Genomic DNA, 20,451 nt, shown 5'->3' with positions numbered 1-20,451 from the left:
GCGGTACGGCGGGGTGCGGGCACACACCCCGCCGCGAAGTACTTACGCCCAGGTTTCGGCGTGGGTTACTACGCCGTTGGGGGCGCTGATCTCGGTGATGACGTCGTCGGCGTCGGCCTCTAGGGGCTCGAAGGGGTACTCCGGTACGACGTACGCCCGCGCGCCGGCGACCAGGTCGACGCCGGGGAGCTCGAACCAGGCTTCGCCGGTTTCGCGGCTGATCTCGTAGATGGCCTGCTCGGCGGTGTCGACCGGGTCGCGGTCGCCGGACTCGTCGAGCTCGACCGGGTGGCGCTCCTGGGCCGCGCGGCCGGCGTCGAGCAGGGCCTCCAGGTCGACCACCTTCAGGTCGAACCGGGACACCACGCTGATCAGGTGGTCCTGCTCCTCGGGCTCCTCGTCGTCGGTCTCGACGATCTCGTCGTCGAGCAGCAGCGGCGTCGTACCGGTGTGCTCGAACACGGCGTCGTTCCAGCCCTCGACGAGTTCCTCGAGCTGGGCGTTGTGCTCGTCGAGCACGGCCTGCTCCTCGTCGCCGGTCATCGCCAGCAGGGCCTCGGTGTGGGCCTGGAGGCGTTCGGCGAGCAGTCGGCTGGCCTCGGCCAGCGTCTTGCGGGACTCGTCGGAGAAGAACTGCTCGGAACCCTGGGCGGGGAACTGCTGGTCGTCCACTTCAGTCACTGCGTTCTTCCCTAACTCTGTGAAGACTTCTCATTGCCAGGCGTAAGTATGTGGGCTCCGGCCGCCACGACGAAGTCGTGTCCGGAATCAGTGCCTGTGAGAGGCCTGTGAGTACGGCGTCCGCCGGGTTCGGACCTGACACTATGGAGTCATGGCAGGTCGCGGGCGGCTGAGGATCTATCTCGGCGCCGCGCCCGGCGTCGGCAAGACGTACAAGATGCTGGGCGAGGCACGACGGCGGCGCGAGCGTGGGACCGACGTGGTCGTCGGCTTCGTCGAGACCCACGGGCGCGAGCACACCGCCGCCATGCTCGACGGCCTGGAGGTGGTGCCGCGCCGGATCATCGACCACCGCGGCGCGAGTTTCACCGAGCTGGACATCGACGCCCTGCTGGCCCGCCGCCCCGAGGTCGCGCTGGTCGACGAGCTGGCCCACACGAACGTCCCCGGCAGCCGGAACGCGAAGCGCTGGCAGGACGTCGACGAGCTGCTCGGCGCGGGCATCGACGTGATCTCCACGGTCAACATCCAGCACCTGGAGTCGATCAACGACGTGGTCGAGAAGATCACCGGCGTCCCGCAGCGCGAGACCGTCCCGGACCGCGTCGTTCGCGCGGCGGACCAGATCGAGCTCGTCGACATGGCTCCCGAGGCCCTGCGGCGCCGGATGGCGCACGGCAACGTGTACGCCGCCGACAAGGTGGACGCTGCCCTGGGCAACTACTTCCGGATCGGCAACCTGTCCGCCCTGCGCGAGCTGGCGCTGCTCTGGCTGGCGGACCGCGTCGATGCCGGACTTCAGCAGTACCGCGAGCAGCACGACATCGACTCGACCTGGGAGGCCCGGGAGCGGGTCGTGGTCGCGCTGACCGGTGGTCCCGAGGGCGAAACGCTGATCCGGCGCGCGGCTCGGATCGCCGCCCGCTCGGCGGGAGGCGACCTGCTCGCCGTACACGTCACGCAGTCGGACGGGCTGACCGGCGCGGATCCGGCCCGGCTCGCCCAGCAGCGGCAGCTCGTCGAGAGCCTGGGCGGGAGTTACCACCAGGTCGTCGGCGAGGACGTCCCCGATGCGCTCCTGGCGTTCGCTCGCGCGGAGAACGCGACCCAGCTCGTGCTCGGCGGCAGCCGTCGTTCGTTCCTGTCGACGCTGCTGACCGGACCCGGGATCGGCGCGACCTCGATCCGCGAGTCGGGTGACATCGACGTCCACATCGTCACGCACTCGCAGATGGGCCGCGGCCGGCTGCCGCGGTTGCACGGCAGCTTGTCGCGGATGCGCCTGATCTACGGCTTCGCCCTCGCGGTCCTGCTGCTGCCCGCCCTCGCCCTGCTGCTCGGCCCGGGCGGCGACACGCTCAACCTGACCAGCAACGTGCTCGCCTTCCTGCTCGCCGTCGTCGTGGTCGCGCTGGTCGGCGGGTTGTGGCCGGCGATGCTGGCGGCGATCGCCGGCACGCTGGTGCTGAACTGGTTCTTCACGCCGCCGACCCGGTCCTTCTCGATCACCGAGCCCAACAACGCGCTCGCGCTGGGCATCTTCATCCTGGTCGCCGCGATGGTGAGCTCGGTCGTCGACCGGGCGGCCCGTCGTACAAGGCAGGCCGCTCGGGCCGCTGCCGAGTCCGAAACGCTCGCGACGTTGGCTGGGTCCGTACTGCGGGGCGAGACGGCGTTGCCCGCGCTGCTGGAGCGGGTCCGCGAGGCGTTCGGGATGTCGTCGGCCTGCCTGATGGAACGGGTCGACACCGACGAGCTGACCGAGACCTGGCGACCGATCGCATCCGCCGGTACGCCGACCTGCCGCCGCCCCGAGGAAGGTGACGCGGAGATCCCCGGCCGGGACGGCCTCGTACTGGTGCTGCAGGGCCGCTCGCTCGCCGCCGACGAACGCCGTCTGGTCGGTGCGTTCGCGGCGCACGCTGCCGCGTTGGTCGACCGGACCAGGCTCACCGAGGCTGCGGCGGAGGCGAAGCCGTTGGCCGAGGCCGACAAACTCCGTACGGCGTTGTTGCGGGCCGTCGGCCACGATCTGCGCTCGCCGTTGGCGTCGGCGAAGGCGTCGGTGACGAGCCTGCGCAGCTCCGACGTCGAGTGGAGCCCGGACGAGCGGGACGAGTTGCTGGAGACGGCCGACGAGTCGCTCGACCGGTTGAGCCGACTTGTCGACAACCTGCTGGATCTCAGTCGCCTGCAAGCCGGCGTACTGCCGGTGTTCACGCGGCCGATGGCGCTGGACGAGATCCTGCCCGGCGTACTGGGTGAGGACGGGAAGGACGTCACGATCGACCTGTCACCGGGGCTGCCGCTGGTCGAAGCGGATCCGGCGTTGCTGGAGCGCGTGGTCGCCAATCTGGTGACCAACGCCATCCGGTACTCACCCCCGGGGCGCGGGCCGTTGCTGACGGGGAGTTCACTGGGAGACGTGGTGGAGATCCGGGTGATCGATCGTGGACCTGGAATCCCGGCCGAGGACCGGGACCGGGTGTTCGCGCCGTTCCAGCGCCTCGGCGACACCGACAACACGACCGGCGTCGGGCTCGGCCTGGCCCTGGCGCGTGGTCTGGCCGAGGCGATGAGCGGATCGCTGCGCCCGGAGGACACGCCGGGCGGTGGCCTGACCATGGTGGTCTCGATGCCTTCGGCAACAATGAGCGACGTGCCGGTGCCCGGCCGTCTCGAGCGGGGAGCTTGATGACCAGAGTCCTGGTGGTCGACGACGAACCGCAGATCGTGCGGGCGCTGCAGATCAACCTGAAGGCGCGCCGGTACGAGGTGCACGTGGCCGGGAGCGGGACCGCGGCGCTCAAAGTGGCCGCGCAGCACCCGCCTGACCTGGTCATTCTCGACCTCGGCCTGCCGGACTTCGACGGCGTCGAGGTGATCCGCGGGCTGCGGGGCTGGACCGAGGCGCCGATCCTGGTGCTGTCCGGCCGGACCGACAGCACCGACAAGGTGGAGGCGCTGGACGCCGGCGCGGACGACTACGTCACCAAGCCGTTCGGGATCGACGAGCTGCTCGCCCGGATGCGCGCCGTACTGCGCCGCAGTGGTACCGCGGCCGAGGAGCCGGTCGTCACGGTCGGCGATGCCGAGGTCGATCTCGCGGCCAAGCGGGTCACGATGAAGAACGGCGACGAGGTCCGGCTGACGCCGACCGAGTGGCACCTGCTCGAGGTCCTCGTCCGGCACCCCGGCAAACTGATGTCCCAGCGCCAGCTGCTCACCGAGGTCTGGGGGCCGGGCTACGAGAACGCCGGCGGCAACCTGCGCTTCTACATGGGTCAGCTCCGCCGCAAACTCGAGGCCGACCCGGCCCGACCCCAGCACCTGCGCACCGAACCCGGCATGGGCTACCGCTTCGAACCCTGACGGGAGTCCGATGACGATCATCGACAACGCGGTGTACGTCGACGGGCGGCGGGCCGCTGAGCCCGGCAGCCTCGACGCGACGTACAGGATGCTGCGCGACCACGACGGCGGCATGGCCTGGATCGGGCTCTACCGGCCGGACCCGCTGGAGATCGAATCGGTCGGGGACGAGTTCGGGTTCCACCGGCTCGCGGTCGACGACACGATCTCGGCGCACCAGCGGCCCAAGCTCGAGCGGTACGGCGACGTGCTGTTCACCGTGCTCCGCTCGGCGAGGTACCTGGACGACGTCGAGCGGGTCGAGTTCGGCGAGCTGCACGTGTTCACCGGCAAGGACTTCGTGGTCACCGTTCGGCACGCCGAGTCGCCGGATCTCAGCGAGGTGCGCAAGCGGCTGGAGGCGGAGCCCGAACTGCTCCGGCTCGGCCCGGAGGCGGTGCTGTACGCGATCCTCGACCAGGTCGTCGACGAGTACCTGCCGGTCCTGGACGGCCTGCAGGGCGACATCGACGAGATCGAGGACCAGGTCTTCGCGGGCGATCCCGAGGTGTCGCGGCGGATCTACGAGCTGCTCCGCGAGGTGGTCAAGTTCCTCCGGGCGACCCAGCCGCTGCCCGCGATGATCGCCGACCTGCGCTCGGGCTTCGACAAGTACGGCGTGGACATGGAGCTGCAGCGCAACCTGCGCGACGTCGCCGACCACGTCGAGCGGGTCGTCGATCAGGCGAACGGGTACAAGGTCCTGCTGATCAACCTGATCGGCGTCAACGGCACGCTGGTCGCGCAACGCCAGAACGAGGAGACCCAGCGGCTGTCCGAGCTGAGTCTGCGCCAGAACGAGGAGGTCAAACGGATCTCCTCCTGGGCCGCGATCCTGTTCGCGCCGACGCTGGTCGGCACGGTCTACGGGATGAACTTCACCCACATGCCAGAGCTGCACTGGAAGGTCGGCTACCCGTACGCGCTGCTGCTGATGCTGGTCGTCAGTTGCGGCCTGTACTTCGTGTTCAAACGCCGCGGCTGGCTGTAAACGCACCCTGGCGTCCGATTCCTGTAAGACATCCGCCGCGCGAGTTGGCAGGGTACGGGCATGGAGATCTTCGCGGGTGGTCGGGAGTTTGTCAGGCGGGACGCACGGCTGGTTGAGCGGCGGCTGTTCGCGACGTTGTTCGAGGGTGCTGACGGGGCCGGCGTTGTGGACGCGCTGCGCGGGTACCGGAACGCCGACGGTGGGTTCGGCCACGGGCTCGAGCCCGACAAGCGGTGCCCGGACAGTACGGCGCTCGACGTGGAGACCGCGTTCGACGTGATGATCGCGGCCGGCGTACGGGATGACGAGCTGATCGGCGGCGCGTGCGACTGGCTGCAGTCGGTCGCGACGCCGGAGGGCGCGGTGTCGCTGTGCAACCCGGCGATCGAGGGGTACCCGCGGGCCGATCACATGTCCGACTGGACCTACGTGCCGGCGCTCAACCCGACGGCGGGACTGGTCGGGCGGCTCTACACGCTGGGGTTCGAGCACCCGTGGCGTGACCAGGCGGCCGCGTGGTGCCAGGCCGAGCTGGCCAAGGGCCTCCCGACGGACGGGCACGGGATGCTGGAGGCGCTGCAGTTCCTGGAGCACCAGCCGGACGTCGACCTGGACCAGATCCGGGACTGGCTGCCGAAACTTTCGACGTACCGGGCGAACGCCGACGATCCGTCGTACGGCGTGACGCCCCTGCACTTCGCGCCGACGCCGGACAGCCTGTGGCGGCAGCTCTTCACCCAGGAGCAGATCGACGGGCATCTCGACCGGCTGCTCGCCGACCAGCAGGCCGACGGCGGCTGGGCGATCACGTGGGAACCGCCGGGCCCGATGGCGACGCTGGAGTACCGCGGCGTCGTCACGGTGGCGGCGCTGCGCAGCCTCCATCTGAACGGGAACTTGTCAATCGACTGAATGAACTCGCCTCCCGGCTGTGGAAGAATGGAGCCGGTGAGGCCGCCCCGATGATGCTCGCCGAGAGCTGGATGCAATCGCTCATCGCAGCGATTGCCATGGTGGCCTCTTCCCTGCCGGGAGCGCCCGCGCCGCAAGCGCCCGCGCGGGTCGCACCGACCGACGGCTGGGTCGCGAGCTGGGGTGTCGCCGTGACGCAGGGCGGTCCGACCGGGCCGTCCGCGACCGGCGTCCGCAACACCACGATCCGGCAGGTCGCGCACCTCTCGCTCGGCGGCAGCTCGATCCGGCTGCGGCTGTCGAACCGTTTCGGCAAGCAGCCGCTGGTCGTCGGCGCGAGCTCGGTCGCACCCCGCAAGGGCGGTGCCGGTACGCCGAACCTCGAGCTGCTCAAGAGCGTTCCGGTCACGTACGGCGGCCGCGCGGCGGTCACGATCCCGGTCGGCGCGGAGTCGGTGTCGGACCCGATCGACCTGCCCTTCGGCGATGACAGCGACGTCGTGATCAGCACGTACTTCCCCGGGCCGACCGGGCCGCTGACGCAGCACCCGGCCGGGTACGCGTCGGCCTTCAGCGCGGCGGGGAACCAGACGCGCGCCGGCGGTGCGCCGTACAGGAAGATCCCGGGAATGGCGCGCTTCGTCGTGTCCGGCGTGGACGTGAAGACGCGGGCCGAGGGGTCGATCGTGCTGTTCGGCGACTCGATCACCGACGGTGCCTCGTCGCCGGTCGACCGGAATCTGCGGTACCCGGACCAGCTCGCCGACCGGCTGACCAAGCGCCGGTACGCCGTGGTGAACGCGGGCATCGGCGGCAACCGGCTGCTCGTCAACGGCGGTGTCTCGGGCGAGGCCGCGATCGCGCGGTTCGAGCGGGACGTGGTGCGGCGCAGCGGGGTCCGGGCCGTCGTGATTCTCGAAGGGATCAACGACATCCGCGCCGGCAAGGGCGCGATCTCCGGAGCACAGCTGATCAACGCGCATCGGCAACTGATCGCGCGGGCGCGCGCCGCCGGGCTGCGGGTGTACGGCGCGACGCTCACGCCGTACTGGGCGGCCGATCACTACACCGTCGGCGGCGAGGTCGCGCGGCAGGCGCTGAACCAGTGGATCCGGACGGCCGGCGAGTACGACGGGTACGTCGAGTTCGAGCACGCGGTGCGCGATCCGTACCAGCCGCTGCGGCTCGCGCCGGGGTACGACGGCGGGGATCACCTGCACCCGAACGCGAAGGGCTTCACGGCGATGGCCCACGCGGTCGACCTGGATCAGCTGACCTCTTAACGCAGGGGTTCGACCGCTCACCGACCGTAGGGTTGCGGTCTCGGAGCGTGCTGCGTGGAATCGATGCTACGTGTCCGTCCCACGAGAGGTGCTGTCATGCGCCCGTTGCGCAAACTGGTCGTCACCGCTGCTGCTCTGCTACTGGTTCCACTTGCCCCCGCTGCCGTTCCGGCCTCCGCCGAGCCGTCCTTCGCGGCGGACTGGGTCGGGTCCTGGGCTGTTGCCGTTACTCCGCCTGGTACGTCGGGTCTGTCGGCGACCGGGGTCACCGACACGACGTTGCGGCAGGTCGCGCACTTGTCGGTCGGTGGATCTGAGCTGCGACTCAGGTTGTCGAACGTCTGCGGGACTTCACCTTTGAAGGTCGGGAAGGTGACGGTGGTCCCGCGGGCTGATGCTCTGGCCGGTACGCCGACTGTCGATCCTGCTCGGCTCAAGCCGGTGACGTTCGGTGGGCAGGCCTCGGTCAACGTGCCGGTCGGGACCGAGTGGGTGTCCGACCCTGTGCGGTTGCAGGTGCCGGACGACACCGATCTGGTGATCAGCACGTACTTCCCGGGGCCGACCGGGCCGTTGACGCAGCATCCTGCGGGGTACGCGACGGGGTTCTTGGCCGGTGGCGATCAGACGGGCGAGGCTGGTCCGTCGTACGCGCCGATCGCGGGTGCGGCTCGGTACGTGATCGAGGGTGTCGACGTGAAGAGCCGGGTGCGGGGGTCGGTCGTGCTGTTCGGCGATTCGATCACTGACGGGGTGGTGTCGCCGATCGACAAGAACCTGCGGTACCCGGATCAGCTGGCCGATCGGTTGCTGGCCCAGCCGGCGTGGCGCGAGCTCGGCGTACTGAATGCTGGGATCAGCGGGAATCGGCTGCTGGCCAACGCCGGTACGGCGGGCGACTCGGCGCTGGCGCGCTTCGATCGGGACGTGCTGGGGCAGACGGGCGCTCGCAGTGTGGTGCTGTTGGAGGGGATCAACGACATCGGGAACAGCCGTGGGGCGACGGATCCGGCTGAGCTGATCGCTGTGCATCGTCAGTTTATTCAGCGGGCGCGGGAGGCTGGGCTGAAGGTGTTCGGGGCGACGCTGACGCCGTACGAGGGTGCTGGGTACTACTCGGTCGAGGGTGAGGCGGATCGGCAGGCACTGAACCAGTGGATCCGGACGTCGCGCGAGTACGACGGGGTCGTGGACTTCGACAAGGCGGTGCGGGATCCTGCCTCGCCGGGGAAGATGCTGCCGGCGTACGACGTGGGTGATCACCTGCACCCGAACGCCGACGGGTTCAAGGCGATGGCGGCTGCTTTTGATCTGGCGGCGCTGAGTCGCTGAACCGGTGGGCTTTTCGATGCTGCTGGAATAGGCGGCATCCGTTGTGGAGAACGGTTGTCCGGCCTCTGACCTGCGCGTTTGGTGCGCTGGGTCGGGGGCCGGACGGCTTTGTGGGGGTTGAATCCGGGTGGGCGGTCTCGGCAGGCTGCGGGCATTCCCTTTGACCGATGGAGGAGTGCTCATGCGTGGTGGGAAATCGATTGCTCGAATGATGGCCGGTGTGGTGGGTGGCGTGCTGGTGCTGGGAGGTGGGGTCGCGACCGCCGAGGCGTCGGTTGCCGCGTGTCCGGCGACCGCGGTCTTCCAGACCGACGGCTACACGGCAGGCGAGTCGCTGGTGAACTGGAACAACTCGCGCTTCAACCACAACGTGCCGGCCGGCGTACACGTGGTTCAGGTGCCGTACTACGCGGGAGTCTTCCCTGTCGTTGATCGGTTGGCCTTGGACGCGTCGGTCGCCGAAGGCATCGGCAAGCTGACCGCGGCCGTCAACGACTTCCACGGGCGGTGCCCCGGGTCGCAGCTCACGCTGGCCGGGTACTCCGAAGGAGCCGTTGTCGCAGGCAACGTTCTCGAACGCTTCGCGCAGTCGTCCGCGATCCCGCACACGCAACTCAACGGCGTCCTCTACGGCAACCCCCGCCGCCCCTTCGGCCCCGGCGGCCGAGGCGGAGTAGCCGGCGGCATCGAAACCAACCTGCCGTCCGTCCTCCCCGGCGTCACCATGCAGGGCCCGCACAACTACGCCGGCATCGCCGTCCGAGAGGTCTGCAACGAGAACGACGGCATCTGCAACTCCACCAACATGATCACCAACCTGGCCGCCTTCGCCAACGGCCTGATCGGCTACACCTCAGGCGACCACGGCTACGACCTCGACCCCATCCGAGACACCGGCAACGGAGTCACCCTGCACCCCCAGAACCCAAGAATCCCGTACGGCGCCCCGCTCCCGCTCCCCATCGGCACTCCGTGGCAGATCCAACAACAGATCTTCGGCGACGGCCCTGCCCGCCAGGCCGCAATCACCGCCCGCAACTCCCTGGGCTCGGTAGTTCCCCCAGAAGCCCTTGCAGCATTGGCCAACCGCCCTTGGTTCCGCCTACTGGCAGCTGCCTGACCTGATTTGCCTCGGTGCAGATGGGCGGGCTGCTCTCTTCCCACCCATCTGTTCCTGGGTGGAGCCCTAGCCGGCTTCGGCGGGGTGTTCGACTTGGCGGTCGCCCCATTGGGTCATGAGGCCTCGGGCGATTTCCAGGTCGTCTCGGAGGGAGCGGTCGGCCAGGGCTGGGGGGAGGGCGGCTAGGGCGTCGGCTAGCCAGGCGGCTACTGCGGACGGCGCTAGCTCTTCGGGGGTGAAGCCGGCTAGGCGGATGGCTCGTACGGCGGTGACCAGTTCGCAGGCCAGGACTTCTCGGAGGGCGTCCAGGAGTTGGGTGGTGAGGACCGCCGCCTGGGGAGCGAAGCTGGCGTGGTGTTCGGCGCCTCGGGAGAGGGTGGCGGTGCCTAGCGTCGCCGGCTGGGCTGTGGAGCGTACGGCGGCTAGCGCGTCGTGGGCGACGTACTCGATCATCATCACGCCCGAGCTGGCTTCGGCGCCGCTGGCGAGGAAGCGGGACAAGCCTGTGAAGTCGGGGTCCACGAGGTTCGCGACGCGGGAGGTCGAGAGGGTCGCGACGCTGTGCAGGCTGAGGCGGAGCGAGTCGAGCGCCAGGGCGATCGGCATCGCGTGCCAGTTGCCGTTGTGCAGGACGGTGCCTCCGGCAACCAACGGGTTCTCGGCGGAGGCGTTGATGTCGATCTTCAGCGCGTTGCCGAGAGTGTCGGCGTGGTCGACGGCGGGGCCCAGGACCTGGGCGAAAGCCCTTAGCCCGAAGGGATCCTGGATGCGAGCAGGCGCCAACGGAAGACCGGCGAGCAGACCGCGCATGCGATCGGCGACCCGGACCTGACCGGGCTGCGGACGCGCCTCGTGCACGCGAACGTCGTACACCTCCGCGTTGCCGCGCATCGCGACATGGGCGAGTGCACCGACCAGCGGTACGACGTTGATCAGCGTCGACGCCTCGACGTACGCCAGGCAGCACTCGGCGAGCGTGATCGCGTTGCTCGACAGCAGCGGCAGCGCGCTGGTCCCGTCGATCACGTCGCCCAGCGCGAGGCCGAGCTCGGCGAGCGGACCGAGATCCCCGGTACCGATCGCGCCGCCGCGATGCAGGTCGGGGAGCTTGTCCTCGTTGAGCAGCCGCACGATCGCCTCGGCGACCTCGGGCGCGAGGCCGGATCCGCCGGAGGCGAGTTGGTTGACGCGAATCAGGAGGCCGAGCCGGACGACGTCGCGCGGGTACGGCGTGGTGCCGGTCGTCGAGTGCGACAGCAGCAGTCGGGTGCCGTGCTCGGGGTCGGTGGTGAGCACGTCGCGGTTCGCACCGACGCCGGTGGTGCGCCCGTACACGGGCTGGTGCCGTGCGATCTCGGTGACAGCCGCGGCCGAGTCAGCCATCCGCTTGCGGGCGACGTCGCCCAGGCGGACCGGCGTACGGCGCTGGCCGAGGCCGACAGCGGTCAACGGCGTCAGCCCGGCCCCGAAAAGCTCGATCGGCTCCACAGCCACAGTGTGAGACCTCCCAGCCCACAGGCTGAAGCACCACGCCAACATCCCCGTCTCGGGTACGAGACAGGGTCACCTGCCGGTACGTCGCACCCGCCGGCGGCGTCACGCCGGCGTCGGCACGACGGAGTGCCTCCACCCAATGGACTCCCTCATCTGCTGGTCAACGGGCCTGTGGTTGCCGTCGGCGCCTATGCGGCCGAGCAGGGCCGCGGTGGCAGAGGCCGCTCCGGCCGGAAACCGGTTGGGGTGTTGCCAGGTCTTCCGGCGTGCTGCAGCCGGCGAGCTCGCGCATGCGGCGGTGTCGGTGCGTGCCGGGGGTGTGGGTGGGTGGTGCTGGTCGTGCCGCGGGTGTCGGCGCGTGCCGCCAGGCGTGCCGGGTGTGGGTGCGTGCCGCCGCTCGCTGATGCGTCGACGGCCTTCGCGGAAGTCTGGTTCAGCTTTAGCTCCGTGCGCAGCAGGTTGGCCCGTGGCGCTGCCCGCGAGCGCACCGCCCGCCTCTCGCCGCGAGTCGTGCCGGTGCCTGCCGCCAGGCGGGCCGCGGTGTCGGTGCGTGCCGCCGGCGTGCCGGGGTGTGGGTGCGTGCTGCTCGGTTGTGTTGCGTGCCGCCAGGCGGGCGCGGGTGTTGGTGCGTGCCGCTAGGCGAGCCGCGGGGTGTTGGTGCGTGCCGCTGGTCGTGCGGCCGGTGTGGGTGCGTGCGGCTGGTCGTGCCGCGGGTGTCGGTGTCTGCGCTAGTCGTGCCGCCTGTGCGGCGGCTGCTGCTAGTCGTGCGACGGGTGTCGCTGTCTTGCCGCCGGGCGGGCCTGTCTCAGCCGACGTGGGCGAGGGATTGCGATGACCTCGGGCTGGGGGCCGCGTCACCGGGTGGGTCTGACCGGCGTTGCCGGCGGCAGCTGGGCCGTCTATGCCCTATTGAGCGAAGTCGGGGAGTGGGATTGCGATGACCTCGTACGGCGGGGCTGCTGCGGGGCCCTTGGCGAGTTGGGCGTTGACGATCAGTAGGCGGTTGCCGTCTGTGGTCAGGGTGGTGGGGGTGTCGAAGGCGGGGTCTGTGTGCCGGCCTAGTGGGGTTGCTGTGCGGCCGTCGGGGGAGACGGTGAGGGCGGCTAGGAAGAACTGGGCCGTGGCCATGGTGTCGCCCTCGTTGCAGACGGCGATCAGGGTGTTGCCGGTGAGCAGGAGGCCGTCGCCGGCGAAATCGGTGGCGAGCTGGGTCGTCGACAGGTTGGTGAGGTCTAGGCGCAAGAGGAGTTCGGTGCCCTGGGCGGCGATCAGGAGGGCGGTGTTGTCGGCGGTTGGGACGATGCCGTTGAGGTAGGCGTCGGGGCCGGCTGCGGGGAGGTCCAGGGCGGTGGGTGGGGCTTCGGAGTGGAGGTCGAAGCGCCAGACGATTGGCTGCGAGGAGTCGGTTGCGTAGGCGTGGTTGTCGATCACGCAGACGTCGTTGAGGTAGCCGTCGACGTGGCGGCGGGAGACGAGCGTGCGGCTGGCGACGTCGTACAGGAAGAGATCGCCGGTTTTGCCGCCGCAGACGATGAGGAGACCGGGGGAGGTCGTGAGGCCGAGGGCGACGGTTCGTTCGTCGGTGCCGGCCGGGGACCAGATCTCGGCGATTGGCTGGTCGAGGGCGCAGCGGTAGAGCGTGCCGTCCGCGCTACTGCCGGCGAAGAACGTGCCGTCGGGGCCGAGCGTGATGCCTTCGGGCCGGACGCGGTCGCCGGGCAGGTGGTACGCCGTGATGGACACCGCCGCACGCTAACCCGCTCGCGGCTCACGCCCGCCAAACGTCAGAGCGCAAGGCGCCACACCCGAAGGGACACCGAGGTCCACGCCCGAAGGGGCGCCGGGTCGCACGCCCGCAAGCGCCCGCCCGCAAGGTGCCGGGGCGCACGTCCGAAACACGCCGGGGGACCTGGCGCCCGAAAGGCTTCAGGGCACAAGGAAGGCCCGCCGATCCTGGGGGAGGGTGGGATCAGCGGGCCGCGTGGCAGCGGTCGCCGGGTCGAGCGGCGACCGTGCCTGGTCTTGGGCGGGGCCGGGTCCGGGGCCCCGCGGCAGGTGTTACTTCTGGCCGTAGCGCTTCTTGAACTTCTCGACGCGGCCCTGGGTGTCCATCACGCGCTGCTGACCCGTGTAGAACGGGTGGCTCGCGGACGAGATCTCGACGTCGACCACCGGGTAGGTGTTGCCGTCGTCCCAGACGACCGTCTCGGAGCTCTCGCGGGTGGAGCCGGTCAGGAAGCTGAAGTTGCCCGACTTGTCGCGGAAGACGACCCGACGGTACTCCGGGTGAATGTTCTGCTTCATGCAGCGGCACTTCCTTCCAGATAAGGGGCGAACGGGTCGGTCAGGCTTCTGACCTCTTCATCCGCACGTAGTACACAACCGTTCAGGCGGCGTTCTAATTCCCAGACGTCGAGGTCCACTCCGGTGAAGGACAGGTAGCTCGCGCGGTCGCCGTGCTCCGGGTGCCACTCGAGCGCCGAGCGGGCCCGGTGGCTGCTGCTCACCTCCGGCCAGCGGTCGGCCGGGAGGTCGGCGAGCCAGCGGCCCAGTACGCCGATCGAGATGTTGGTGCCGAAGCTGTCCCACCCGAGCCGGGCCTGCGGCTGCGTTGCCAGCCACACCGTGCCCTTGCCGCGGGCGGTCTTGTCGACCAGGTCCTCCAACGCGTCGTACAACCGCTCCGGGTGGAACGGCCGGTCCGACGAGAAGAGGAACGTCCGCACGGGTCCGTTTTCTTCCCGCAGCGGAGCGCTGATCGTCCCGGGCTCGACGCGCGCTCGTGCGGCGGCCCGATCGTGCAGCTGTACGCCGACCAGCTCGCGAGCCCGTACGACGTGTCGGGCCTGGGGATTCAAGGCCTGAGCCAGTGCCCGAGCAGCCGCATCCGCCTCGCTGCCGGCAGCCCGGAGCCCGGTGGTCGGCCCGTCCGCGGCGCCAGCGACCAGTACGGCGTCCGCGTACTCCACCTGATGCACAACAGCCTCGGCCAACGCCCGGTTGTCCTCCACAGCGGTCGGGATCCCCCGGTCGCGCACCAGCTCCTCACCCGTCGCATCAGCGACGAACCTGCCCGCCTCCACAACCGCCAGCACCACGCTGACCTGCAGCTCCTCAGAAGCGTCCCGCTCGATCTCCTCGGCCAGCGCCTGTGGATCACCGGCCGCTGGGACGTTCACCACCACCGCGTCGTACCGGCCGACGCCCGCGATGCTCCGGAGCAGCTCCACCAGCGTCCCGCGCATCGCGCACGAGACGCACGGGTGGTTCATCCGGATCACCTCGCGGTCGATCACCCCGTCGGTCGTCCGCGCGATCCGGACCACGGACCCGCCGGCCAGCTCGCGCACGTCGTACTCGACGAGGACGGTCCCGGGCAGCAGGAGATCGGTCGCGGCGCTGTCGCGGGTCGTGGTGTCGACCCCGCTGACCAAGGTGACCGGCAGCATCCGTACCCTCTTCCTCGACGCTTATTGAAAATGATTACCAACACAACCTACACTCCAGGAACCGGAATAGGCACCCGGGTCCCAGGTGTTCACCGTACTGAGTCCTACGGCGCGCGAGCGCCCAGAAAGGTTGGTCGATGGCCAAGCACAACGACATCCGCCCGATCGTCAAGCTGCGGAGCACGGCCGGCACCGGGTTCACCTACGTGACCCGGAAGAACCGCCGCAACGACCCCGATCGGTTGATCGTCCGCAAGTACGACCCGGTCCTGCGCCAGCACGTCGACTTCCGCGAAGAGCGGTAGCCGGTGGCGAAGACCAGCAAGATCGCCAAGAACGAGCAGCGCAAGGTGACCGTCGCCCTGTACGCCGAGCGCCGCGCCGAGCTGAAGCGGCTGATCGCCGACCCGGCGACCGGTTTCGCCGAGCGCGGCGAGGCGCAGCTCAAGCTGCAGAAACTGCCGCGCGACGCGAGCCCGATCCGGGTCCGCAACCGCGACGTGGTCGACGGCCGGCCGCGCGGGTTCCTCCGCAAGGCCGGCATCTCCCGAGTCCGCTTCCGCACGATGGCCCACCGTGGGGAGCTCCCGGGGATCACCAAATCGTCTTGGTGACTCTTTGATCGAAGGCCCGGAACCAGATGGTTCCGGGCCTTCGTCACGTCTACAGCGAGGACCAGAACGCCAGCCGGTGGCCGCGGACGAAATCGGTCCGGGTCACACCGGCCGGGTCGAGTGACTGAACTGTGCGGTCCAGCGGGGTCGCCCGCGGCCAGTACGCCGTACCGGTGGTGGTGGGCCGACCGGTCCGGGCGAAGGCACTCCAGCGGCTGATCAGCTCGCCCGACAGCTTCTGCTGGGCCGGGTTCAGCGGCGCGAAGATGCTGTCGTCGAGGAAGTACGTCAGGTCGGTCATGTGGTGCGAACCGACCGGCCACCCGGGCTTGGGGATCCCCAGGTACCAGGGCGCGTCGCCGGCGAACTCGAAGGCGTAGGTCGGCATCCGCAGCGACAGCAGCTGGTTGGAGCGGTACGCCGGAGCAGCCCACTGGGAGTCGGTCATCACGGTCGAGAGAGCCAGACCGGCCGGCTTCGTACCGGCGTACTGCGCGAGGACCTTCGAGGCCTTCGCGCCGAACTGCGCCCGGACGGCTGTCTCGTAGTTCTCCTGGGTGACCGGGAATCCGGCCGCTTCCTGTGCGCCGTACCGGCCGTGCTCCTCGTCGTGGTTGATCCCGTGCAGGACGGGGACACGGTTGACGCGGCCGGTGAGCAGGGCCTGGGTCGGATGAAGCGGCAGGACCGGGCCGCCGAGCACCGGGCCGAATTCGTCCTCGGCCGTCGCTGCCAGCAGCTCGGGGACCCCGATCTCGCGGAGGCAGTCGATGGTCGGGCAGCCGAGCTTGCCGGTCAGCTCCCGGCGGTACTTCTCGGCGACGGCCCGAGGCCGCGGCGCCGCGTAGTTGGTCGCCGAGTACTCCTGCGCACACGGCCCGCTCTGCACGATCGCCCGCTGGAACAGCCCGGCCGCGGTCGGCGAGGCCAGGTGGTCGCAGACGCTGTAGGCACCGGCTGATTCGCCCATGATCGTCACGTTCCGCGGGTCGCCGCCGAACGCCGACGCGTTGCGCCGTACCCAGCGCAGCGCCTCCTGCTGATCCTCCAGCCCGTAGTTGCCGGCCAGGAATCCGAGCGCGCCGAGCCGGTACTGCACCTGGACGACGACCAGCCCGCCCTGAGCCGCGAGCCGCTTCGTCCCGTAGACGCTGTTCGCGCCGTTGGTGAAGCTGCCCCCGTGGATCCAGACCACGACCGGGAGATCCTTGCCCGGCCGCTTCGGAGTCGTCACGTCGACGAACAGACAGTCCTCATTGGTGCTGGCGACCCCGATCGGGTGCTCGTTCTGTGCGCAGGCGGCGCCGTACTGCGTGGCGTCGCGGACGCCGGTCCAGCGGGTCGCGGGTTGCGGTGCGCGCCACCGGAGCTCGCCGACAGGTGGGGCGGCGTACGGGATGCCGCGAAAGGTGCGGGTGGTGTCGTCGGAGATGCCACGGACCTGGCCGAGGTCGGTGCGCACGACGGTGTCGGTCGGTGGAGCCGCGGCGAGCGGCGTCGCCAGGAGGGCGGTGGCGGCCAGAAGAGGAAGCATCGGAAGCCTTTCCAGGAGGAGAGCTCCATCCTGGAAAAGGTCGAGAGGCCTGGCACTGGGTTCAGGTCCCCGGTGCGGGTGGAGGCAGCACCACCTCAGCCGCGGAGGCGGCGGGTGAGCGCCTCGGCGGCCTGCCGGACGCGCCGGGCCAGGAGCGAGCGTTCGCCCGGGCTGACCGATTCGCTGCGGAACGAGATGCTGATCGCCGCGGCAGGGTGGCCGGCGTGGTCGACGGCGGCACTGGCGACCGAGGTGACACCGGCCGTCACGTGGGACTCCTCGATGGCGAAGCCTTGCTGGCGTTCGTCGGCGAGCAGGCGGCGCAGTTGGCTGAGGGTCTGCGGGCCGTGGTCCGTACGACGGACGAAGGACTCGGGCGTCGGGAACAGGGCCCGGACCTGCGCGGGAGGCAACGCCGCCAGGAGAGCCCGGCCGGACGCGGTCAGCGTCGCGGGGAGCCGGACGCCCACGTCCGTGACCAGGGTCAAAGGACGCGGCGGCTGTTCCTTCAGCAGGTAGACGAGTTCACGCCCGTGCAGTACGCCGAGGTGCGCGGTGTGGCCGACTTCGGCGACGAGTTGGGCGAGCAGCGGACGGGCCAGCCGCTCGAGCGGATCGTGCCGCAGGTAGGCGGATCCGATCTCGAAAGCGGAGACCCCGAGCCCGTAGCGCTTGTCCTCGGGCAGGTGTACGACGAAGCCCTCGTCGATCATTGCCCGGAGCAAGTGATAGGTCGACGAGCGCGGCAGGCCGACCGCGGAGGCGATGCGCTCCATCGGTACGGGTCCGGGCTGGGTGGCCAGGAACGTCAGTACCCGCAGGGTCCGGGTCGAGGCGGGAACGTTGCCGCTCACAACTGTGAGGGTAGCGGCCCTGTCTCAGATTTTGGACGATTGACCACTCCGGGCGCGGCCGCGCCGGATCTTGACCCGGACCAGCTCGCCGATCAGCGCGAACGCGAACAGTCCGCCGGCCAGCCGCCAGTCGAAGGTCCGGTCGTCACCCGAGAGCAGGAATCCGACCGCGATCGACAGTACGGCGAAGAACGAGAGGGAGGTCACGAGCTTCTTCATCGCAGCGTCTTCTCCGCCGTCCAGGCCGAGCCGGCGAGCCGGTACCCGAGCCAGTGGTTGACCGCGAGCATCGGCTCGTTGGCCGCGTCGTTGCCGGTCGATGCTGTCTTCAGACCGGCCAGGTGCGCCCGCCGCAGCGCGTGCGACTTCACCACCTTGGCCAGTCCACGACCCCGGTACGTCGGGACGGTGCCGGTCAGGTTCGACCAGATCACGCCGCGCTCCGGATCGGCCGTCGTGGTCACGAACGAGACCACCTGCGAACCGTCCAGCACCGCGATGCTGAGATCACGCCGCAGGTCCGGATGGTTCCAGCCCGTCACGAGCCAGTCGTCGTACGGGCCGACGAACGACAGTCCGCTCGGATCCCCGCCGATGACCGCCATGGTCGCGTCGTAGACCTGCCGTGGCTCCAGTTCGTCATGCGTCACCAGTCGCAGTCCCGCCGGTGGATCGACCGGATCCGGCGAGGAGGCCAGCACCGCGGTCGAGTGGCTCATCTGCCGGCTGAGCACGAACCCGCGTTGCCGCGCGAAGTGCTGGGAGTGCTCTTCGTCCTCGACCACCACCAGCAAAGAAATCGCGCCGACCTCGACCGCGAGCCGCTCGATCTCGGTCGCCAGCGCCTGGCCGACGCCCTTGCCGCGCTGGTCCCGGGCGACCTGCACGGCCACCCGGACGCGGGGCACGGTGTGGGCCTCGTTCGGCAGGTACACGTTGCCGAAGCCAACGGCCGTTCCGTCGTCCACCGCGAGCAGCACGACCTTCGATCCACTGGACCGCAGCTCGGCCTCGGCCCCGCGGGCTGTCTTCACCAAATGAGGCAGCGACGCCGCGAGCACCGCCGCGATCCCCGCCCCGTCGCCCGGGACCGCCCGGCGTACTTCGACCATTGTCTGAGCCTAATCGGCGACAGGGTCGCAGCAACTGTCTCGCATGTGAGACAGCAACCGGGGTGGCGGTCCTGTCGGTCCGGGCGAAGGCGCGGTGCAATGAGCGGGTGGAGACAGCTGAAGTAGTAGTGGGCACCGGGCCGCTGGCCGCCGGTGACGTGGTCGCCGTGGCGCGGTACGGCGCGACGGTGCGGATCGACGACCACGCGCTGGAGGAGATCGCCAAGTCGCGGGCCGCGATCGAGGCGCTGGCGCACGCCGACATCCCGCACTACGGGGTGTCGACCGGGTTCGGAGCACTGGCGACGCGGCACATCGCACCGGAGTTGCGGGCCCAGTTGCAGCGCAGCCTGGTCCGGTCGCACGCCGCGGGGTCCGGCCCTGAGGTCGAGACCGAGGTCGTGCGCGCACTTGTCCTGCTGCGCTTGTCGACGCTGGCCACCGGTCGCACGGGGGTCAAGGTCGAAACCGCTCAGGCGTACGCCGGACTGCTGAACGCCGGGCTGGCCCCGGTCGTGCACGAGTACGGCAGCCTCGGCTGCTCGGGCGACCTCGCTCCGCTCTCCCACGTCGCGCTCGCGGTCATGGGTGAGGGCAAGGTCCGCGACCGCGACGGCAACCTGCTCGACGCCGGCGAGGCACTCGCCAAGAACGGCCTGCAGCCCGTCGTACTGGCCGAGAAGGAAGGCCTCGCGCTGATCAACGGGACCGACGGCATGCTCGGCATGCTGGTTCTCGCGATCGCCGACCTGGATCGCCTGCTGAAGACCGCCGACATCGCCGCCGCGATGAGCGTCGAGGGCCAGCTCGGGACCGATCGTGTCTTCGCCGCCGACCTGCAGGCGCTGCGTCCGCACCCGGGTCAGGGCGCTGCCGCGTCCAACCTCCGCGCCGTACTGGCCGACAGCGCGATCGTCGCCAGCCACCGCGGGCCGGACTGCAACCGGGTCCAGGACGCGTACTCGTTGCGCTGCTCCCCGCAGGTGCACGGCGCGGCGCGGGACACCGTCGCGCACGCCGCGACCGTCGCCGGCCGTGAGCTCGCCGCCGCGATCGACAACCCGGTCGTGCTGCCCGACGGCCGGGTCGAGTCGAACGGGAACTTCCACGGCGCCCCCGTCGGCTACGTGCTGGACTTCCTGGCGATCGCCGTCGCCGACGTCGCGAGCATCAGCGAACGCCGTACCGACCGCTTCCTCGACGTCGCCCGCAACCACGGCCTGAACGCGTTCCTCGCCGACGACCCGGGTGTCGACAGTGGCCACATGATCGCGCAGTACACGCAGGCCGCGATCGTGTCCGAGCTGAAGCGCCTCGCGGTTCCGGCCAGCGTCGACTCGATCCCGAGCAGCGCGATGCAGGAGGACCACGTGTCGATGGGCTGGTCGGCCGCGCGCAAGCTGCGCCGCTCGGTCGACGGTCTGGAACGCGTGCTGGCCGTCGAGATCCTCACCGCCGCTCGCGCTCTCGACATGCGAGCGCCGCTGGAGCCCGCGCCTGCAACTGACGCCGTACGGCGGGAGCTGCGCACCCACGTCGAGGGACCGGGCACCGACCGGCACCTCGCCCCCGAGATCGAGCACTCCGTCCGGCTCGTTGCCGACGGCACCTACCTGTCCGCTGTCGAGGCCGTCACCGGCCCACTCGCCTGACGGTTCTACTCA

Annotated in this window: 19 protein-coding genes; 10 read left to right on the top strand and 9 right to left on the bottom strand. The window is 70.0% G+C overall.

Translation table 11 applies throughout. The annotated features are described in order from the left end of the window. Positions 1-42 precede the first annotated feature (42 nt). Positions 43-681 carry a hypothetical protein gene (locus ACYVIO_RS04505; RefSeq protein ID WP_460649353.1) on the bottom strand — a complete coding sequence of 213 codons (639 nt, stop codon included), beginning with the start codon at positions 679-681 and terminating at the stop codon, positions 43-45. 151 nt (positions 682-832) lie between these two features. Between ACYVIO_RS04505 and ACYVIO_RS04500 the strand changes: the two genes are divergently transcribed. The 7 genes from ACYVIO_RS04500 (at position 833) to ACYVIO_RS04470 (ending at position 9,730) form a co-directional block, all read left to right on the top strand. Next, positions 833-3,376, top strand: a complete 2,544-nt coding sequence (locus tag ACYVIO_RS04500; protein ID WP_460649352.1) for a sensor histidine kinase — start codon at positions 833-835, stop codon at positions 3,374-3,376. Then, on the top strand, positions 3,376-4,053 hold the full coding sequence (locus tag ACYVIO_RS04495; RefSeq protein WP_460649351.1) for a response regulator: 678 nt from the start codon (positions 3,376-3,378) through the stop codon (positions 4,051-4,053). Before ACYVIO_RS04500 ends, ACYVIO_RS04495 begins: the two co-directional genes overlap by 1 nt. Positions 4,054-4,063: 10 nt before the next feature. After that, positions 4,064-5,083, top strand: a complete 1,020-nt coding sequence (locus ACYVIO_RS04490) for a magnesium and cobalt transport protein CorA (RefSeq protein ID WP_460649350.1) — start codon at positions 4,064-4,066, stop codon at positions 5,081-5,083. A 60-nt stretch (positions 5,084-5,143) separates the two neighbouring features. Continuing rightward, positions 5,144-5,995, top strand: a complete 852-nt coding sequence (locus ACYVIO_RS04485) for a hypothetical protein (protein ID WP_460649349.1) — start codon at positions 5,144-5,146, stop codon at positions 5,993-5,995. A gap of 98 nt (positions 5,996-6,093) precedes the next feature. Next, the gene (locus ACYVIO_RS04480) at positions 6,094-7,278 is read left to right on the top strand and encodes an SGNH/GDSL hydrolase family protein (protein ID WP_460649348.1); all 1,185 of its coding nucleotides are present in this window, start codon (positions 6,094-6,096) and stop codon (positions 7,276-7,278) included. 96 nt (positions 7,279-7,374) lie between these two features. Further along, on the top strand, positions 7,375-8,610 hold the full coding sequence (locus ACYVIO_RS04475) for an SGNH/GDSL hydrolase family protein (protein ID WP_460649347.1): 1,236 nt from the start codon (positions 7,375-7,377) through the stop codon (positions 8,608-8,610). Positions 8,611-8,791: 181 nt separating this feature from the next. Next, on the top strand, positions 8,792-9,730 hold the full coding sequence (locus ACYVIO_RS04470) for a PE-PPE domain-containing protein (protein WP_460649346.1): 939 nt from the start codon (positions 8,792-8,794) through the stop codon (positions 9,728-9,730). Positions 9,731-9,796: 66 nt separating this feature from the next. Here ACYVIO_RS04470 and ACYVIO_RS04465 read toward each other — a convergent pair whose 3' ends face one another. The 4 genes from ACYVIO_RS04465 to ACYVIO_RS04450 all read right to left on the bottom strand — a co-directional run bounded on the left by ACYVIO_RS04465 (position 9,797) and on the right by ACYVIO_RS04450 (position 14,673). Then, positions 9,797-11,218 (bottom strand): aromatic amino acid ammonia-lyase, encoded by a 1,422-nt coding sequence (locus ACYVIO_RS04465; protein WP_460649345.1) that lies wholly within the window; start codon positions 11,216-11,218, stop codon positions 9,797-9,799. 912 nt (positions 11,219-12,130) lie between these two features. Continuing rightward, entirely contained in the window at positions 12,131-12,967 is an 837-nt protein-coding gene (locus ACYVIO_RS04460) for an SMP-30/gluconolactonase/LRE family protein (RefSeq protein WP_460649344.1), read from the bottom strand. A gap of 315 nt (positions 12,968-13,282) precedes the next feature. Further along, the gene (locus tag ACYVIO_RS04455; protein WP_077018606.1) at positions 13,283-13,528 is read right to left on the bottom strand and encodes a type B 50S ribosomal protein L31; all 246 of its coding nucleotides are present in this window, start codon (positions 13,526-13,528) and stop codon (positions 13,283-13,285) included. Next, positions 13,525-14,673 (bottom strand): CobW family GTP-binding protein, encoded by a 1,149-nt coding sequence (locus ACYVIO_RS04450; RefSeq protein ID WP_460649343.1) that lies wholly within the window; start codon positions 14,671-14,673, stop codon positions 13,525-13,527. The genes ACYVIO_RS04455 and ACYVIO_RS04450 overlap by 4 nt, the downstream gene beginning before the upstream one ends. Before the next feature lie 137 nt (positions 14,674-14,810). Between ACYVIO_RS04450 and rpmG the strand changes: the two genes are divergently transcribed. Both rpmG and rpsN read left to right on the top strand, forming a co-directional pair. Further along, a complete protein-coding gene (rpmG, locus tag ACYVIO_RS04445; protein ID WP_460649342.1) occupies positions 14,811-14,978 on the top strand; it encodes a 50S ribosomal protein L33 in 168 nt (55 codons plus the stop codon). A 3-nt stretch (positions 14,979-14,981) separates the two neighbouring features. Continuing rightward, positions 14,982-15,287, top strand: a complete 306-nt coding sequence (gene rpsN, locus ACYVIO_RS04440) for a 30S ribosomal protein S14 (protein ID WP_460649341.1) — start codon at positions 14,982-14,984, stop codon at positions 15,285-15,287. A gap of 49 nt (positions 15,288-15,336) precedes the next feature. Here the strand turns inward: rpsN and ACYVIO_RS04435 are convergent, their stop codons facing one another. From ACYVIO_RS04435 to ACYVIO_RS04420, 4 genes are all read right to left on the bottom strand, one after another. Then, a complete protein-coding gene (locus ACYVIO_RS04435; protein WP_460649340.1) occupies positions 15,337-16,821 on the bottom strand; it encodes a carboxylesterase/lipase family protein in 1,485 nt (494 codons plus the stop codon). A 95-nt stretch (positions 16,822-16,916) separates the two neighbouring features. After that, positions 16,917-17,675 carry an IclR family transcriptional regulator gene (locus ACYVIO_RS04430; protein WP_460649339.1) on the bottom strand — a complete coding sequence of 253 codons (759 nt, stop codon included), beginning with the start codon at positions 17,673-17,675 and terminating at the stop codon, positions 16,917-16,919. Between the two features lie 24 nt (positions 17,676-17,699). Beyond that, positions 17,700-17,894, bottom strand: coding sequence for a hypothetical protein (locus tag ACYVIO_RS04425; protein ID WP_460649338.1), 195 nt, complete (start codon positions 17,892-17,894; stop codon positions 17,700-17,702). Continuing rightward, the gene (locus ACYVIO_RS04420) at positions 17,891-18,787 is read right to left on the bottom strand and encodes a GNAT family N-acetyltransferase (protein ID WP_460649337.1); all 897 of its coding nucleotides are present in this window, start codon (positions 18,785-18,787) and stop codon (positions 17,891-17,893) included. Before ACYVIO_RS04420 ends, ACYVIO_RS04425 begins: the two co-directional genes overlap by 4 nt. A gap of 107 nt (positions 18,788-18,894) precedes the next feature. On the opposite strand from ACYVIO_RS04420, the gene hutH reads away from it, so the two are divergent. Continuing rightward, complete coding sequence (gene hutH / locus ACYVIO_RS04415) at positions 18,895-20,439, top strand: histidine ammonia-lyase (RefSeq protein ID WP_460649336.1); 1,545 nt, start codon at positions 18,895-18,897, stop codon at positions 20,437-20,439. The last annotated feature ends 12 nt before the right edge of the window (positions 20,440-20,451 follow it).

The sequence above is a fragment of the Kribbella endophytica genome (assembly GCF_054781295.1).
Note: the sequence above shows the minus strand (reverse complement) of the source record. Positions and strands in the feature narration are given on the sequence as shown.

Coding starts and splice junctions, on each gene's coding strand:
- ACYVIO_RS04500 (WP_460649352.1), top strand. CDS start 833: ATGGCAGGTCGCGGGCGGCTGAGGATCTATCTCGGCGCCGCGCCCGGC.
- ACYVIO_RS04495 (WP_460649351.1), top strand. CDS start 3,376: ATGACCAGAGTCCTGGTGGTCGACGACGAACCGCAGATCGTGCGGGCG.
- ACYVIO_RS04490 (WP_460649350.1), top strand. CDS start 4,064: ATGACGATCATCGACAACGCGGTGTACGTCGACGGGCGGCGGGCCGCT.
- ACYVIO_RS04485 (WP_460649349.1), top strand. CDS start 5,144: ATGGAGATCTTCGCGGGTGGTCGGGAGTTTGTCAGGCGGGACGCACGG.
- ACYVIO_RS04480 (WP_460649348.1), top strand. CDS start 6,094: ATGGTGGCCTCTTCCCTGCCGGGAGCGCCCGCGCCGCAAGCGCCCGCG.
- ACYVIO_RS04475 (WP_460649347.1), top strand. CDS start 7,375: ATGCGCCCGTTGCGCAAACTGGTCGTCACCGCTGCTGCTCTGCTACTG.
- ACYVIO_RS04470 (WP_460649346.1), top strand. CDS start 8,792: ATGCGTGGTGGGAAATCGATTGCTCGAATGATGGCCGGTGTGGTGGGT.
- ACYVIO_RS04455 (WP_077018606.1), bottom strand. CDS start 13,528: ATGAAGCAGAACATTCACCCGGAGTACCGTCGGGTCGTCTTCCGCGAC.
- ACYVIO_RS04450 (WP_460649343.1), bottom strand. CDS start 14,673: ATGCTGCCGGTCACCTTGGTCAGCGGGGTCGACACCACGACCCGCGAC.
- rpmG (WP_460649342.1), top strand. CDS start 14,811: ATGGCCAAGCACAACGACATCCGCCCGATCGTCAAGCTGCGGAGCACG.
- ACYVIO_RS04435 (WP_460649340.1), bottom strand. CDS start 16,821: ATGCTTCCTCTTCTGGCCGCCACCGCCCTCCTGGCGACGCCGCTCGCC.
- ACYVIO_RS04425 (WP_460649338.1), bottom strand. CDS start 17,894: ATGAAGAAGCTCGTGACCTCCCTCTCGTTCTTCGCCGTACTGTCGATC.
- ACYVIO_RS04420 (WP_460649337.1), bottom strand. CDS start 18,787: ATGGTCGAAGTACGCCGGGCGGTCCCGGGCGACGGGGCGGGGATCGCG.